Here is a 13,640-nt window from a genome sequence, read left to right as displayed (position 1 = left end):
GGGCGGCGGTTCTGTCGCGCCGCGGCTCTGGTCCTCGCAGCGGCTGACAGCCTAACGCCGCCCTTCCACGACTGGTGGAGCTGACGCGTCGGCAACCATAGCCGGCTACTACCCACCTCGGTCACTTGCTTCCCAGAATCGGGTTTCCAACTCGATTTCTGGAGACAGGCATGGGCAAGAAGCTGTTGCTGCTGGCAGGTGACTATGTGGAAGACTACGAGATCATGGTGCCGTTCCAGGCTTTGCTGGCGGTGGGGCACCAGGTGCATGCGGTCTGCCCTGGCAAGAAGGCGGGCGACTACGTGCTGACGGCGATCCACGACTTCGAGGGGGCGCAGACCTACTCGGAGAAGCCGGGCCACCGTTTCGTTCTGAATGCCACCTTCGACGAGGTGGACGCTGCGTCTTATGACGCCCTCGTCATTCCGGGCGGCCGTGCGCCGGAGTACTTGCGTACGATGCCCAAGGTGCTGCCGCTGGTGCAGCACTTCTCACAGGCGGGCAAGCCCATTGCGGCGATCTGCCACGGCGCGCAACTGCTGGCGGCGGCGGGTGTGATCCGCGGCAAGCGGGTGTCAGCGTATCCGGCCTGTGCGGCGGAAGTGGAGCTGGCCGGCGCGAGTTTTGCGGACATTCCCGTGGACCAGGCGATCACCGACGGCCAGCTGGTCACGGCGCCGGCGTGGCCCGCGCACCCTGCCTGGATTGCGCAGTTCCTGACCGTTCTAGGCACCCGCATCACCCCGTGACGATCCGGGTTGGGTCTGCACGGCCCGCATGACGCGGCGCACAATGTCTCGCTGAGCGGCTGAGCGGCTGAGCGGCTGAGCGGCTGAGCGGCTGAGTGACGAAGCGGCAATGCGGCTGAGCTGATGTACCGGTGAGCTGGAGAGCGACATCCGGCATCGACTTCGTAGGCGCTCGTCGGTCGTCGCTGCCTCGTGCTGCCTCGTGCTGCCTCGTGCTGCCTCGTGCTGCCTCGTGCTGCCTCGTGCTGCCTGGGAATGCTAGCGTGTTGAGGCGAACGCTAGTTGCTCCGGTCCATGGATGCTGACTGTTGAAGGGGAGTCGTGATGTGCCGTGTATTCATCAGCGCTGATCCACAGAGTTACGAGTCGAGGACTCGTTCGGTGCGTTTGCATGGGGTGGTGACCAGCATCCGCCTGGAGAATTTGCACTGGGAGGTGTTGGAGGAGATTGCTGCGCGGGACGGCATGGCGGTGACGCAGCTGATCACGCGTTTGTATGACGAGTTGGTGGAGGCCCGAGGCGCGGTCGGCAACTTCTCATCCTTTTTGCGTGTCTCGGCCCTGCGCTACATGGCCTTGGTCGCTCAGAACCGAATTCCTGCGGACCGCACGGTTCCGCTCCGCACTCTGGACCCTGAAGCCATTTTGGACGGACTGCCTGCGGGCTGGACGCACCCCATCCACCCCCTCCACCTCCCCCAATAAACAAAAAAGGCTTCCCGCAGGAAGCCTTTCCACCTACCGTCAAAACCAGCGCGCCGCAGGCCGCGCCCCTCCAGCGGAGGACGTGGATCCGGCTTTGCCGGGCCACTGTCCTCGCCCCCCGGTGGGGGGGCCGCCGTCAGGCGGTAGGGGGGAGAGTCAAGGATACAGACCGCGTTCTTCGCGAGCCTGCAGCACGCGCGTGCAGGCCACGGTGAACGCAGCGGTGCGCAGCGGAATCTTGTGCTGTTCCGACGTATCCCAGATGCCCTTGAAGGCACCGATCAGGATCTTGTCCAGACGCACATTGATCTCGTCTTCCGTCCAGAAGAACGACGAGAAATCCTGCACCCACTCAAAGTACGAGACCGTTACACCGCCCGCATTGGCGATCACGTCCGGCACCACGATGATGCCGCGGTCCGCCAGCACGGCGTCGCCGTCCGGCGTCGTCGGGCCGTTGGCGCCTTCCAGCACCACGCGCGTCTGCACCCGCTTGGCGCGCTCGGCCGTGATCTGGCCTTCCAGCGCCGCCGGAATCAGGATGTCCGACTTCACGTCCCAGAACTGCTCGTTGTCGATGCGGTCCGCGCCCTTGAAGCCACCCACGCCGCCGGTCTGGGCCACATGGTCCAGCAGGCTGGTCATGTCCAGGCCCTTTTCGTTCAGGATGGTGCCGGTATGGTCCTGCACGGCCACGATCTTGGCGCCATTGGCGGCAAACATCTTGGCGGCGACCGAGCCCACATTGCCGAAGCCCTGCACGGCCACGCGGGCGCCGTCCATCTCCACGCCCAGGCGGCGCATGGCTTCACGGCCCACGACGAACACGCCGCGGCCCGTGGCAGCCACGCGGCCCAGCGAGCCACCCAGCGGGATCGGCTTGCCGGTGACCACACCGGTGGCGGTGGCGCCGACGTTCATCGAATACGTGTCCATCATCCAGGCCATGATCTGGCCGTTGGTGTTCACGTCCGGTGCCGGGATGTCCTGCGTCGGGCCGATGATGATGCCGATCTCGCTGGTGTAGCGACGGGTGACCTTTTCCAGTTCCTTGGTCGACAGCAGCTTCGGGTCGAGGCGGATGCCGCCCTTGGCGCCGCCGTAAGGCAGGTTGACGGCGGCGTTTTTCACCGTCATCCAGGCCGACAGGGCCATCACTTCTTCCAGCGTCACATCGGGGTGATACCGCACGCCGCCCTTGCCGGGACCGCGGGTCAGGCTGTGCTGCACCCGATAGCCTTCAAAGTGCGCGATGGTGCCGTTGTCCAGTTCGATGGGGATGTCCACGATCAGCGCGCGCTTGGGGCGGCGCAGCGTTTCCACCCAGCGGGCCAGCTTGCCCAGGTAGGGCTCGACGGCGTCGATCTGCGACAGGTAGGTGCCCCAGGGACTGTTGCGCGTGGGCGAAACGAAAGACAGATTGGGCATGAAATGCTCCGTAACTTTTCGGTGGCGCGAACGGTACCCTGAAGCCTCACCGGTTCGCCACGTCCGGCAAAGCCGCTTGCACATGCGGGCATGCAGCCAACGCATAAGCCCACAAGTTTGCCGCTGTGGCGTGCGGAACGCCAGCTTCTAAGGGGGGTGCCCCCCCTCCTTCATAAGGGCGAGCGATGACATGACCTTGGTCAGGCTGTCGTCGTTTGGAGACGCCCGGCGCCCCACTCGAACGCCTGCCGCCGAACCCGGGCGAAACCTTGCGGTTTTGCGGGCGGCGTTCCGGCGTCGCCCAGTAGGATCGGGACATGCTCTCCGCCCTGGATCTGACCCTCGTCTACCTCATTGCCGCCGTCCTGGGCGTGGTGGTCTGCCGTTCGCTCAAGCTGCCGCCCATCCTGGGTTACCTGGTGGTGGGGGTGATCATCGGCCCGAATGCGCTGTCCCTGGCGAGCGACGTCCCCGGGGTGCAGCATCTGGCGGAATTCGGCGTGGTGTTCCTGATGTTCGCCATCGGCCTGGAATTCAACCTGCCGAAGCTGCACAGCATGCGGTCGCTGGTGTTCGGTCTGGGCCTGCTGCAGGTGGTGATCACCGTGGGCGGCACCATCCTGGGCAATGTCTTTCTGGAGTGGGCCTTCACCCTGGCCGGCAGCCATTGGGAACTGGGCTGGCAAGGCGCGCTGGTGCTGGGCGCCGCCATGGCCATGAGTTCCACCGCCATCGTGGTCAAGCTGATGGCCGAGCGGCTGGAACTGGAAGGCGAACACGGCAGACGTGTCATCGGCGTGCTGCTGTTCCAGGATCTGGCAGTGGTGCCGCTGCTGGTGCTGATTCCAGCCCTGAGTGGCAGCGGCAGCGCCATGGCCCAGTCACTGGGCTGGGCCGGGCTCAAGGCGGTGCTGCTGCTGACGCTGCTGCTCACCGGTGGCCAGCATGTGATGCGGCGGTGGCTCACCCTGGTGGCGCGCCGCAAGAGCCAGGAGCTGTTCATGCTGAACCTGCTGCTGGTCACGCTGGGCCTGGCCTGGCTGACCGAGCATGCGGGGCTGTCGCTGGCGCTGGGCGCATTTGTAGCCGGCATGCTGATCGCGGAGACCGAATTCCGCCATCAGGTGGAAACCGACATCCGTCCCTTCCACGACGTGCTGCTGGGGCTGTTCTTCATCACCATCGGCATGCGGCTGGACTGGCAGACGCTGGTCTACCAGTGGCCGCTGGTCATCGTGCTGACGCTGGTGCCCACCTTTGCCAAGTTCGTGCTGGTGGCGGGCCTGGCCAAGCTGTTCCGCGCGCCCACCGGCGTGGCACTGCGCACCGGGCTGTATCTGGCGCAGGCCGGTGAATTCGGCTTCGTGCTGCTGACGCTGGGGGCCCAGCAGAACCTGATTGCAGCCCAATGGGTCAGCCCGGTGCTGGCGGCGATGGTCATGTCCATGCTGATGACGCCGCTGGTCATTGAATACAGCGACCGCATCGTGATGAAGCTCTCGGCCAGCGACTGGCTGCTGCAGTCGGTGCAGCTGACCACCATCGCCAAGAAGTCGATCAAGACCGATGCCCACGTCATCATCTGCGGCTACGGACGGAGCGGACAGAACCTGGCGCGGCTGCTGGAAGCGGAGAACATCCCCTACATGGCGCTGGACCTGGACCCGGACCGGGTGCGCCAGGCCGCGGCCGCCGGCCAGAGCGTGGTCTTTGGCGACGCCGCCCGCCTGCCCAGCCTGATCGCTGCCGGCCTGTCCCGCGCCAGCGCGCTGGTCATCAGCTATCACGACACCCCGTCGGCCCTGAAGGTGCTGCATGAAGTGCGCAGCCATGCGCCGCAGGTGCCGGTGGTGGTCCGCACGATTGACGACACCGACCTGGAGAAGCTGCGCGCCGCTGGCGCGACCGAGGTGGTGCCGGAAGCGATTGAAGGCTCGCTGATGCTGGCCAGCCATGCCCTGGCGCTGGTGGGCGTGCCGATGCGGCGGGTGCTGCGCATCGCCCGCGACGCGCGGGACCGCCGCTATGGCCTGCTGCGCGGCTACTTCCACGGCCTGGATGACGATACCGGCGAAGACCGAGACCAGGCCCGACTGCAGTCGATCTCGCTGCCCGCCGGCAGTGTGCTGAACGGCAGCAAGCTGGGTGACGTCGGCACGGTGGCCTGGGGCGTGACGGTGATTTCGATCAAGCGCAGCAATGGCGCAGTGCTGGCGGCGGAGGATGAAGTCGTGCTGCATGGCGGCGACACGCTGGTGATCTCCGGCACGCCCGAGGCGCTGGCCCGGGCAGAGCACGGGCTGCTCGTCGGTTGAGCGGTGCGCTGATCGGTGGAGCGGCGCACGCCGCGGAATCACCACGCTGCCGCCTGCGCGACAGAACCGGCGCGGGCAATGCGCCACACTGGGTTCCCTATGTTGGACACGTTGCCCCGCAGCCCCCACCGCCGCCGCGTCTATCTGATGCGCCACGGCGCGGTCACCTACTTCGACGGCGCCACTGGCCGACCGGTCCTGCCCGAGCAGGTGCAGCTCAACGAAGACGGCGTGGCCCAGGCGCAGGCGGCCGGTGCGGCCTTTGCCCGCGCGGGCATCCGCTTCGACCGGGTCATCGTCTCCGGCCTGCCCCGCACGGTCCAGACGGCCGAGCTGGTGCTCACCCATGCCGATCAGGCCTCGCTGCCGGTGCAGGTCTGGCCGGAATGGCAGGAGATCCGCGGCGGTCGCCTGGGTGACATCCCCGATGCAGCGCTGGTGCAGGCCTTCACCGGTCTGCAGCAAAGCCCGGTCGACGAAGACCAGCGCTTTCTGAACGGCGAGCGCATCGGTGACCTGCTGGACCGGGTGCTGGGCGGCGTCGAGCGGTTGCGCGCGGACCCGGACTGGGACTGCGCCTTGCTGGTCCTGCATGGCGTCGTCAATGCGGCGCTGCTGTCCCATGCGGTCAGCGGCGGCCAGCGGCTGATGATGGGCAGCTGGGTGCAATCCCCCGCCTGCATCAATGTGCTGGATATGGGCCCCGGTCCCGGCGACTGGCTGCTGCGGGCCTGCAATTTCGCTCCGTTGCATCCGCTGCATGCGGATGAGCGGTCCACCACCATGGAAGCGCTGTTTGCCCAGTACCTGCGCTACCGTCAACAGCGCGCTTGAGCGCCCCGCCCCCGGGAGGATCCATGAACTTCGACTACAGCCCCAAAGTGGAGCAACTGCGGGAGCGCCTGCTGGCGTTCTTCGATCAGCACATCTACCCCAACGAAAAGCGCTATCACGACGAAGTGGAAGCCAACCGGCAGGCGGGCAACGCCTGGGTGCCCACCCGCGTGATCGAGGACCTCAAGCCCAAGGCGCGTGCCGCCGGCCTGTGGAACCTGTTCCTGCCGCGTTCGGCCCGTGCGCCGGAGGGGCTCTCCAACCTGGAATATGCGCCGCTGTGCGAGATCATGGGTCGGGTGCACTGGGCGCCGGAGGTCTTCAACTGCTCGGCACCGGACACCGGCAACATGGAAACGCTGGAGCGCTACGCCAGCGAGGCCTTGAAAGACCGCTGGCTCGAGCCGCTGCTGCGCGGCGAGATCCGCTCGGCCTTCCTGATGACCGAGCCGGATGTGGCCTCCTCCGACGCGACCAACATCGAATGCCGCATCGACCGGGACGGCGACCATTACGTCATCAATGGCACCAAGTGGTGGTCGTCCGGCGCCGGTGATCCGCGCTGTGCGCTCTACATCGTCATGGGCAAGACCCATCCGGACGCCGGACGCCATGAGCAGCAGTCGATGGTGCTGGTGCCGGCGGACACGGCCGGCATCACGGTGAAGCGTCACCTGAGTGTGTTCGGCTATGACGATGCGCCGCATGGCCATATGGAGATCGAGCTGCGCAATGTGCGGGTGCCGGTCGAGAACATCCTGTTGGGGGAAGGTCGCGGTTTCGAGATCGCGCAAGGCCGGCTGGGCCCGGGTCGCATCCATCACTGCATGCGTTCCATCGGCGCCGCCGAGCGGGCACTGGAGCTGATGTGCCAGCGGGCCATCGCCCGCACCGCCTTCGGCAAGACCATCGCGCAGCAGACGGTCACGCAGGAACGCATCGCCGAGGCGCGCTGCAGCATCGAACAGGCGCGCCTGCTCACCCTCAAGGCGGCCTACATGATGGACACCGTGGGCAACAAGGTGGCCAAGGCGGAAATCGCGATGATCAAGATCGTCGCGCCGAGCATGGCGCTGAAGGTCATTGACTGGGCGATGCAGGTGCACGGCGGTATGGGTGTCAGCCAGGACACGCCGCTGGCCTACATGTGGGCGGGTCAGCGCACACTCCGGTTCGCCGACGGCCCGGACGAGGTGCACCGCAACTCGCTGGCCAAGCTGGAGCTGGCCCGGCACATGAAACTGCCCGCTGGATCGGTGGACATGCCGGTCACCCGCGGCAGCTGAACGCCGACGGCGCCTCGCCACCTCCTCACGACCCCCGGCTTGTCCGGGGGTTTTTTGTGGGGTGGCGCATACGTCCGGGGAAACGGGGACGCGGCGCCGGGGGCCGCCCGGGGCGGACGCTCCCTGGAACGCAGGCCGTTGTCGAGGCCTTCGCCCTCGGCAGCGTCGGCTGTTACCGACCTTCCCCCGTCGGGGGGCGTATCTGCAAGTTCGGCAGGTGGATACGATTCAGGCCACCTCTGCGCCCTTGCCTTCCTCCATGACCCGACTCGCCGAAGCCCGCATCTGGCCCCTGCTCGCGTTCGCGCTGCTGGTGGGCCTGCAGGCCGCGCTGCTGATGGCGGCGTTGGGAGGCATGTCGGAGTCGCCGCAGTGGGAGGCAGTGGTGCCGATGCTGGCCTTCGGAGCACTGGCCTTCACCGTACTGCTGGCGGTGGGGGTGACGGGCAGCCTCTCGCGGGCGCAGGCCCGGGCCCGGCGGGCGCAGCTCACGCTGGAAGAAGCCATCGACGCCCTGCCCGCCAGTGTCGAAATCTTTGACCATGAAGACCGGCTGGTGGCCTTCAACCGCCGTCTGGTGGAAATCTATCCCCACATGCTGCGCGCCTTCCAGCGCAAGGCCACCTTTGAGGACCTGGTGCGGGAATCGCTTGAGCGCGGCGGCATCCCGGAAGCGCGCGGCCGCGAAGATGAGTGGCTGCAGGAGCGCAAGGAAAGCCGCGGACGCCAGACCGGCCCGCTGCTGCAGCGGGTGCATGACGACATGTGGCTGCGCATCTTTGAATGCCGCACCCAGTCCGGCGGCATCGTCGGTGTGCGCATGGAGGTCACCGATCTGATTCACGAGCAGCAGAGCCTGGCGGCCAGCCGGGCGCAGCTCAAGGCCACCATCGAGGCGGCCGGCAATGGCATCCTGACGTTGGATTCGGGCGGCCATGTGCTGGAGGTCAATCCCAGCACGGAGCAGCTCTTCGGTTTCAGTGCGGCGGAACTGCAGGGGGTGCACATCGGCATGCTGTTCGGCAACAACGGCGACCTGATGCATCCGCAGGAACTGCTGGGGGCGCCGCGTGAGCTGACCGCGCGTCACCGCAGCGGCGAGCGGCTGGCACTGCAGCTGACGGTGGCGGAAGTGCGCACCGACACCATCCATCTGTATGTCTGCATCGTCACCGACTTCACCGAGCGGCAGCGGCAGGAGGAGCGACTGCGGCGCGCCAACGAGCTGTTGGCGCGACAGTCGACCACCGACGGCCTGACCGGCGTCGGCAACCGCCGGCTGTTCGATCAGCTGCTGCAGCAGGAATGGCAGCGCGGCACCCGCTCCGGGCGGCCGCTGGCGCTGCTGATGGTGGACATCGACCACTTCAAGCAATACAACGACCGTTATGGCCACGTTGCCGGGGACGACTGTCTGCGCCGGGTGGCCACCCTGCTGCGCAGCTGTGTGGGCCGGGGCAGTGAAGCGGTCTGCCGTTATGGCGGCGAAGAGTTTGCGATGCTGCTGGTGGACACCGATCTGAATGGCGCCCAGGTGGTGGCCCAGCGGTGTCTGGACAGCGTGCGGCTGGCGGCCATCGAGCATGAGGGCTCGCCGGTGCGGCGCTCGGTCAGCCTGTCGATCGGCGTGGCCGCCTGCATTCCGGATACGGCCACGCCCTCCCAGCGTCTGATCGAAACCGCCGACCGCGCGCTGTACGACGCCAAGCAGGGAGGCCGTGCCCGGCTGATCTGCCAGCAATTCGCCTGAACACCGGCGCGCACGCGGCTGCGGGAACAGCGCGAACAGGCGAACGGCGCGACAATCCGGCCCATGCAAGACGCCATCGAATTTCTGAAGCAGCAGATCCGCACCGTGCCCGACTGGCCGGAACCGGGTGTGCAGTTTCGGGACATCACGCCGCTACTGGCCAATCCGCGCGCATTCCGCGTGCTCATCGACCAGTTCGTGCACCGCTATTTCGACACCCGCCCGGACGTCATCGCCGGGCTGGACGCTCGGGGCTTCATCATCGGATCGGTGCTGGCGTATGAGCTGAATGTCGGCTTCGTGCCCATCCGCAAGAAGGGCAAGCTGCCCTTCACCACGGTGCAGGAAACCTACGAGCTGGAATACGGCAGCGCGACGGTGGAGATGCACACCGACGCGGTGAAGGCGGGTGACCGCGTGCTGCTGATCGACGATCTGATCGCCACCGGCGGCACCATGCTGGCCGGCAAGCGGCTGCTGGAGCGGCTGGGGGCCAGCGTCATCGAAGGCGCGGTGATCGTGGACCTGCCGGAGCTTGGGGGCTCGGCCAAGATTCGTGAGCAGGGACTGCCGGTGTTTGCGCTGGTGGATTTCCAGGGGCACTGAGCGGCACTGGGCGGCCGGGACGGCGCGGGCCGCCGTCACTTGCCGATGCAGAAGCGGCTGAAGATTTCGCCGAGCAGATCGTCCGCCGTGAAGGCGCCGGTGATCTCGCCCAGCGCGTCATGCGCCAGGCGCAGTTCTTCCGCCATCAAGTCCAGCGCCGCCGGCTCCAGCGCAGCCTGCTGAAGCGCCAGATCCACATGCTCGCGGGTGCGGCGCAGCGCCTGCACATGGCGCTCGCGGGCGATGAACAATCCTTCCGGCACGGCATGCCAGCCGACTTGCTGTAGCAGGCGCTGGCGCAGCGCGTCCAGGCCCGCGCCAGTTTTGGCGGACAGGCGCAGGATGCTTGATGCAGCGGCGGATTCAGCCGCATCGGTTGTTCCAGCATCTGTAGGGACGCCGCTGCCGGCCTCTATCCCATCAGACGCATCCGCCTTGTTGTAGACCTGCAGGATGCGCCCCGGCTCGACTGCGGACAGCCGTCCCCGGATCTCCGCATCGTCCCGTTCATAGTCCGGCTGGCCGACACGGGTCAGGTCGTGCAGGAACAGCACCACGTCGGCTTCCCGGATGGCGTCCCAGCTGCGGGCCACGCCGATGCGCTCCACCTCGTCATCGGTGTCGCGCAGCCCGGCCGTGTCGCTGATGTGCAGCGGCACGCCTTCAATCTGGATGGTCTGGCTCAGCTTGTCGCGGGTGGTTCCGGGGATGGGCGTGACGATGGCCAGCTCCGCCCCCGCCAGCGCATTGAGCAGTGAGCTCTTGCCCACATTCGGCTGACCCGCCAAAACGACCTTGATGCCCTCCCGCAGGATGGCCCCCTGGCGGCTGCGATCCAGCAGTGCATCCAGGCGGTCCAGCAGCCGGCGCAACTTGCCCAGCGCATCCGCCTGCTGCAGGAAGTCGATCTCTTCTTCCGGGAAGTCCAGCGTCGCTTCAACCAGCATCCGCAACTGGATCAGCGCATCCCGCAACTGTCCGACCTCGCCGCTCAGTGCGCCCGCCAGGGCCCGGCCGGCGCTGCGGGCCGCCGCTTCGGTGCTGGCATCGATCAGGTCCGCCACCGCCTCGGCCTGGGCCAGATCCAGCTTTCCGTTCAAGAATGCACGCCGAGTGAATTCACCGGGCTCGGCCAGACGGATGCGCAAGGCCGGATCGGCCTCCAGGCATCGTGCCAGCAATAGCTGAAGCACCACCGGGCCCCCATGCGCCTGCAACTCCAGCACGTGTTCACCGGTGTAGCTGTGGGGCGCAGGGAACAGCAGGGCCAGGCCGTGATCGATGGCTTCGCCCTGGGCGCTGCGGAACGGCAGGTAGGTGGCCTCGCGCGGCTTGAGGGGGCGGCCGCAGATCGCGGTCACCAGCGCGGAGAGGTCCTGCTTCGATGAAACCCGCACGATGCCCACCGCGCCTCGTCCGGGCGCAGTGGCAATGGCGGCAATGGGATCCTGGTGACGCGACAGCATGGCTGCATTGTCTCGCACCGGTCCTTCGAATATGGCGCGGGGCAGGGCGGGTGGTGTTGCTCGTGCTTCACCACCGCGCACCTCCGGTTCCCTGGATTCCCGACCAAGGGAAGCGAACCCCGCATGAGCATTAAGCACCTGCGTGCAGACGAAAAAAAGCCCCCGGGCTGCGGGGGCTTCGTGTGCACGCGCTTTCAGCGTTATTTGTTCACACCCAGCTGCTTGTTGATCATCCATTGCTGGACGATCGACAGCAGGTTGTTGACGGTGTAGTACAGCGTCAGACCGGCCGGGAAGAAGAAGAACATCACGCTGAAGGCGATGGGCATGATCCACATCATCTTCGCCTGCACCGGGTCGGTCGGCTGCGGATTCAGCCAGACCTGCAGCAGGCTGGTGGCCGTCATCAGCAGCGGCAGCGGGCCCAGCGGCACGTTCAGCCAGGGCAGCACACCGAAGAAGGCATCCGGGCGGGACAGGTCGTGCACCCACAGGATCCACGGCGCGCCACGCATTTCCACGCTGGACAGCAGCACCCAGTACAGCGCCAGGAACACCGGCATCTGCAGCAGGATGGGCAGGCAGGAGCCGAGCGGGTTGATCTTCTCTTCGCGATACAGCCGCATCATTTCCTGCTGCTGTTGCTGCGGCTTGTCCTTGTAGCGTTCGCGCAGTTCCTGGATGCGGGGATTGATGGCCTTCATCTTGGCCATGCTGCGGTAGGCCTTGGCATTGAGGCCATAGAAGGCAATCTTCAGCAGCACCACCACGCCCACAATCGCCCAGCCCCAGTTGCCCAGGATCTTGTGCAGCTGGTCCATCAGCCAGAACAGCGGCTTGGCCAGGATGGTGAACATCCCGTAGTCCTTGACCCGTTCCAGGCCGGGTGCCAGGGCTTCCAGACGCTTTTCTTCCTGCGGGCCCACATACAGCAGGTTGTCCAGCTTGCCGGTGGCGCCGGGCGCGAGGGTCGGGAAGGCGGTGACCATCGACAGCGTGACCAGCTTGCTGGGCGACTCGCTAACGTCAAAGGCGCGGGCACCCGGTTCATTGCGCAGCCAGGCGCCAACGAAGTAATGCTGGACCATGGCGATCCAGCCGTCATCCGCACGACGTTCGTAGTCGGCCTTGTTGTCCTTGATCTTGTCGAAGGGCACCTTCTGCATCTTGCCCTTGTCGGTGTAGACCGTCGGGCCGGTGAAGGAGCTCGGCGCCATCGACGGACCGGTGTGATCGACATGGTCGTCACGCACCAGCCAGACCGACAGCTCGGGCGTCACCGGCGCGCTGCCGACGTTGGTCACCTCGTGCTGGACATCGATGGCGTAGTCGCCGCGCTTGAAGGTGTAGACCTTGGCCAGCTTCACGCCGCCCATGGCAGGAGACTCCAGGCGCACGGTCAGCGCATCGGCGCCGTCCTTCAGCTCACGCGGACCGTCGACCAGGCTCAGCACCGTCTGGTGGTTCGGTGCACCGGCAACATTGCGCAGGGCCGACTGGGCGCTGTATTGACGCAGCGGGTCGAGCACCACGACATGGCCGCTGGGGTCCTTGTCGTCGGCATGCTTGAGCAGTTCCACCCGCACGAGGGCACCACCACGGGTGTCCAGCGTGGCCTTGACGACGTCGGTGGTGATGGTCACGAGTTCGCTCTTCACCGGGGCGGGAGCGGAAGCGGCATCTGCCGCAGCCACTGCCGTGGCGGCAGCGGAGGCAGCCGAGGCCGGCAGCGTGGCACCCGGCACGGCGGAAGCGGAGTTGCCCGGGGCGCTGGCGGTCTTCGCCGGTGCGGGTCCGAACATCGACGCGTGGCCGTTGTGCCGTTGCCAGCCGTCCCACAGAAGGACCAGCGACATGGTGAACACCACCCACAAGATGGTGCGGCGTATATCAGTCATGGGGAAGCTTTTGATTTGGCGGTTGAAGAGGCTCGACCATCCCTGCGCCGAGCAAGGAAGGTGAAGAGACGGGGCGGATTGTCAGGGACGGGATCATGCCCGCCCGAACACAACGGATTGCAGCGCAGGATGCGGGCCGCTGCGAGGTAAGTGCCTGCTGCCGCGCCATGCTGGCGCAGTGCCTGCATGCCGTAGTTGGAGCAGCTGGGCGAATAGCGGCAGCCGGCACGCAGCCAGGGGCTGAACAGCAGCTGATAGGCGCGCACCAGCCCCATGAGCAGACGCGTCGGCAGGCTGGGACGCGGGCTCATCGGGCGATCTTGCGGATGAGGGCCTGCAGTTCGTCCCGCGCGGCGGCACGCAGGGCGTCCGAAGAGGCGCTGGGGAACTGCTTGCGGTCAAACGGCAGGCGCAAGCGGACCACCCACAAGCCGGGCGGCAGTGCGGGCAGGGTTCCGAAGACCTGACGGATCTGCCGCTTCAGCAGGGTGCGGGTCACCGCCCGGCGCGCATGGCGTTTGGGCACGACATACCCGAGCCAGGCGGCGGCGGGCATGCTGGAGACCGCATCATCCACAAGCTGTGGATGATTCTGCGCATCAC

General features: G+C 66.6%; 12 protein-coding genes. 7 read left to right on the top strand and 5 right to left on the bottom strand.

All coding sequences use genetic code 11. The annotated features are described in order from the left end of the window. Positions 1 to 170: 170 nt before the first annotated feature. A complete protein-coding gene (locus tag FHS28_RS21520) occupies positions 171 to 749 on the top strand; it encodes a DJ-1/PfpI family protein (RefSeq protein WP_088453829.1) in 579 nt (192 codons plus the stop codon). 324 nt (positions 750 to 1,073) lie between these two features. Continuing rightward, positions 1,074 to 1,454 carry a ribbon-helix-helix domain-containing protein gene (locus tag FHS28_RS21515; RefSeq protein ID WP_088453830.1) on the top strand — a complete coding sequence of 127 codons (381 nt, stop codon included), beginning with the start codon at positions 1,074 to 1,076 and terminating at the stop codon, positions 1,452 to 1,454. A 156-nt stretch (positions 1,455 to 1,610) separates the two neighbouring features. Here FHS28_RS21515 and FHS28_RS21510 read toward each other — a convergent pair whose 3' ends face one another. Beyond that, a complete protein-coding gene (locus FHS28_RS21510) occupies positions 1,611 to 2,882 on the bottom strand; it encodes a Glu/Leu/Phe/Val family dehydrogenase (protein ID WP_088453831.1) in 1,272 nt (423 codons plus the stop codon). 317 nt (positions 2,883 to 3,199) lie between these two features. Between FHS28_RS21510 and FHS28_RS21505 the strand changes: the two genes are divergently transcribed. The 5 genes from FHS28_RS21505 (at position 3,200) to FHS28_RS21485 (ending at position 9,673) form a co-directional block, all read left to right on the top strand. Continuing rightward, positions 3,200 to 5,197: a monovalent cation:proton antiporter family protein gene (locus tag FHS28_RS21505; RefSeq protein ID WP_088453832.1), complete on the top strand. Its 1,998-nt coding sequence runs from the start codon at positions 3,200 to 3,202 to the stop codon at positions 5,195 to 5,197. A gap of 99 nt (positions 5,198 to 5,296) precedes the next feature. After that, positions 5,297 to 6,031, top strand: a complete 735-nt coding sequence (locus tag FHS28_RS21500) for a histidine phosphatase family protein (RefSeq protein WP_088453833.1) — start codon at positions 5,297 to 5,299, stop codon at positions 6,029 to 6,031. Between the two features lie 23 nt (positions 6,032 to 6,054). After that, entirely contained in the window at positions 6,055 to 7,317 is a 1,263-nt protein-coding gene (locus FHS28_RS21495) for an acyl-CoA dehydrogenase family protein (RefSeq protein ID WP_088453834.1), read from the top strand. Positions 7,318 to 7,576: 259 nt separating this feature from the next. Then, on the top strand, positions 7,577 to 9,067 hold the full coding sequence (locus FHS28_RS21490) for a GGDEF domain-containing protein (protein WP_088453835.1): 1,491 nt from the start codon (positions 7,577 to 7,579) through the stop codon (positions 9,065 to 9,067). A 63-nt stretch (positions 9,068 to 9,130) separates the two neighbouring features. Then, entirely contained in the window at positions 9,131 to 9,673 is a 543-nt protein-coding gene (locus FHS28_RS21485; protein WP_184295374.1) for an adenine phosphoribosyltransferase, read from the top strand. 35 nt (positions 9,674 to 9,708) lie between these two features. Here the strand turns inward: FHS28_RS21485 and mnmE are convergent, their stop codons facing one another. From mnmE to FHS28_RS24790, 4 genes are all read right to left on the bottom strand, one after another. Further along, the gene (gene mnmE, locus FHS28_RS21480) at positions 9,709 to 11,139 is read right to left on the bottom strand and encodes a tRNA uridine-5-carboxymethylaminomethyl(34) synthesis GTPase MnmE (protein WP_088453837.1); all 1,431 of its coding nucleotides are present in this window, start codon (positions 11,137 to 11,139) and stop codon (positions 9,709 to 9,711) included. A 200-nt stretch (positions 11,140 to 11,339) separates the two neighbouring features. Next, positions 11,340 to 13,037: a membrane protein insertase YidC gene (gene yidC, locus FHS28_RS21475; RefSeq protein ID WP_088453838.1), complete on the bottom strand. Its 1,698-nt coding sequence runs from the start codon at positions 13,035 to 13,037 to the stop codon at positions 11,340 to 11,342. Further along, entirely contained in the window at positions 13,034 to 13,348 is a 315-nt protein-coding gene (yidD, locus tag FHS28_RS21470; protein WP_088453839.1) for a membrane protein insertion efficiency factor YidD, read from the bottom strand. The genes yidC and yidD overlap by 4 nt, the downstream gene beginning before the upstream one ends. Continuing rightward, positions 13,345 to 13,593 carry a ribonuclease P protein component gene (locus FHS28_RS24790; RefSeq protein WP_375140790.1) on the bottom strand — a complete coding sequence of 83 codons (249 nt, stop codon included), beginning with the start codon at positions 13,591 to 13,593 and terminating at the stop codon, positions 13,345 to 13,347. Before FHS28_RS24790 ends, yidD begins: the two co-directional genes overlap by 4 nt. Positions 13,594 to 13,640 lie beyond the last annotated feature (47 nt).

The sequence above is a fragment of the Roseateles terrae genome, from assembly GCF_014192155.1.
Lineage (GTDB): Bacteria > Pseudomonadota > Gammaproteobacteria > Burkholderiales > Burkholderiaceae_C > Roseateles > Roseateles terrae.
The sequence above is the reverse complement of the archived record's forward strand: the minus strand, read 5'-3'. Positions and strand labels throughout refer to the sequence as shown.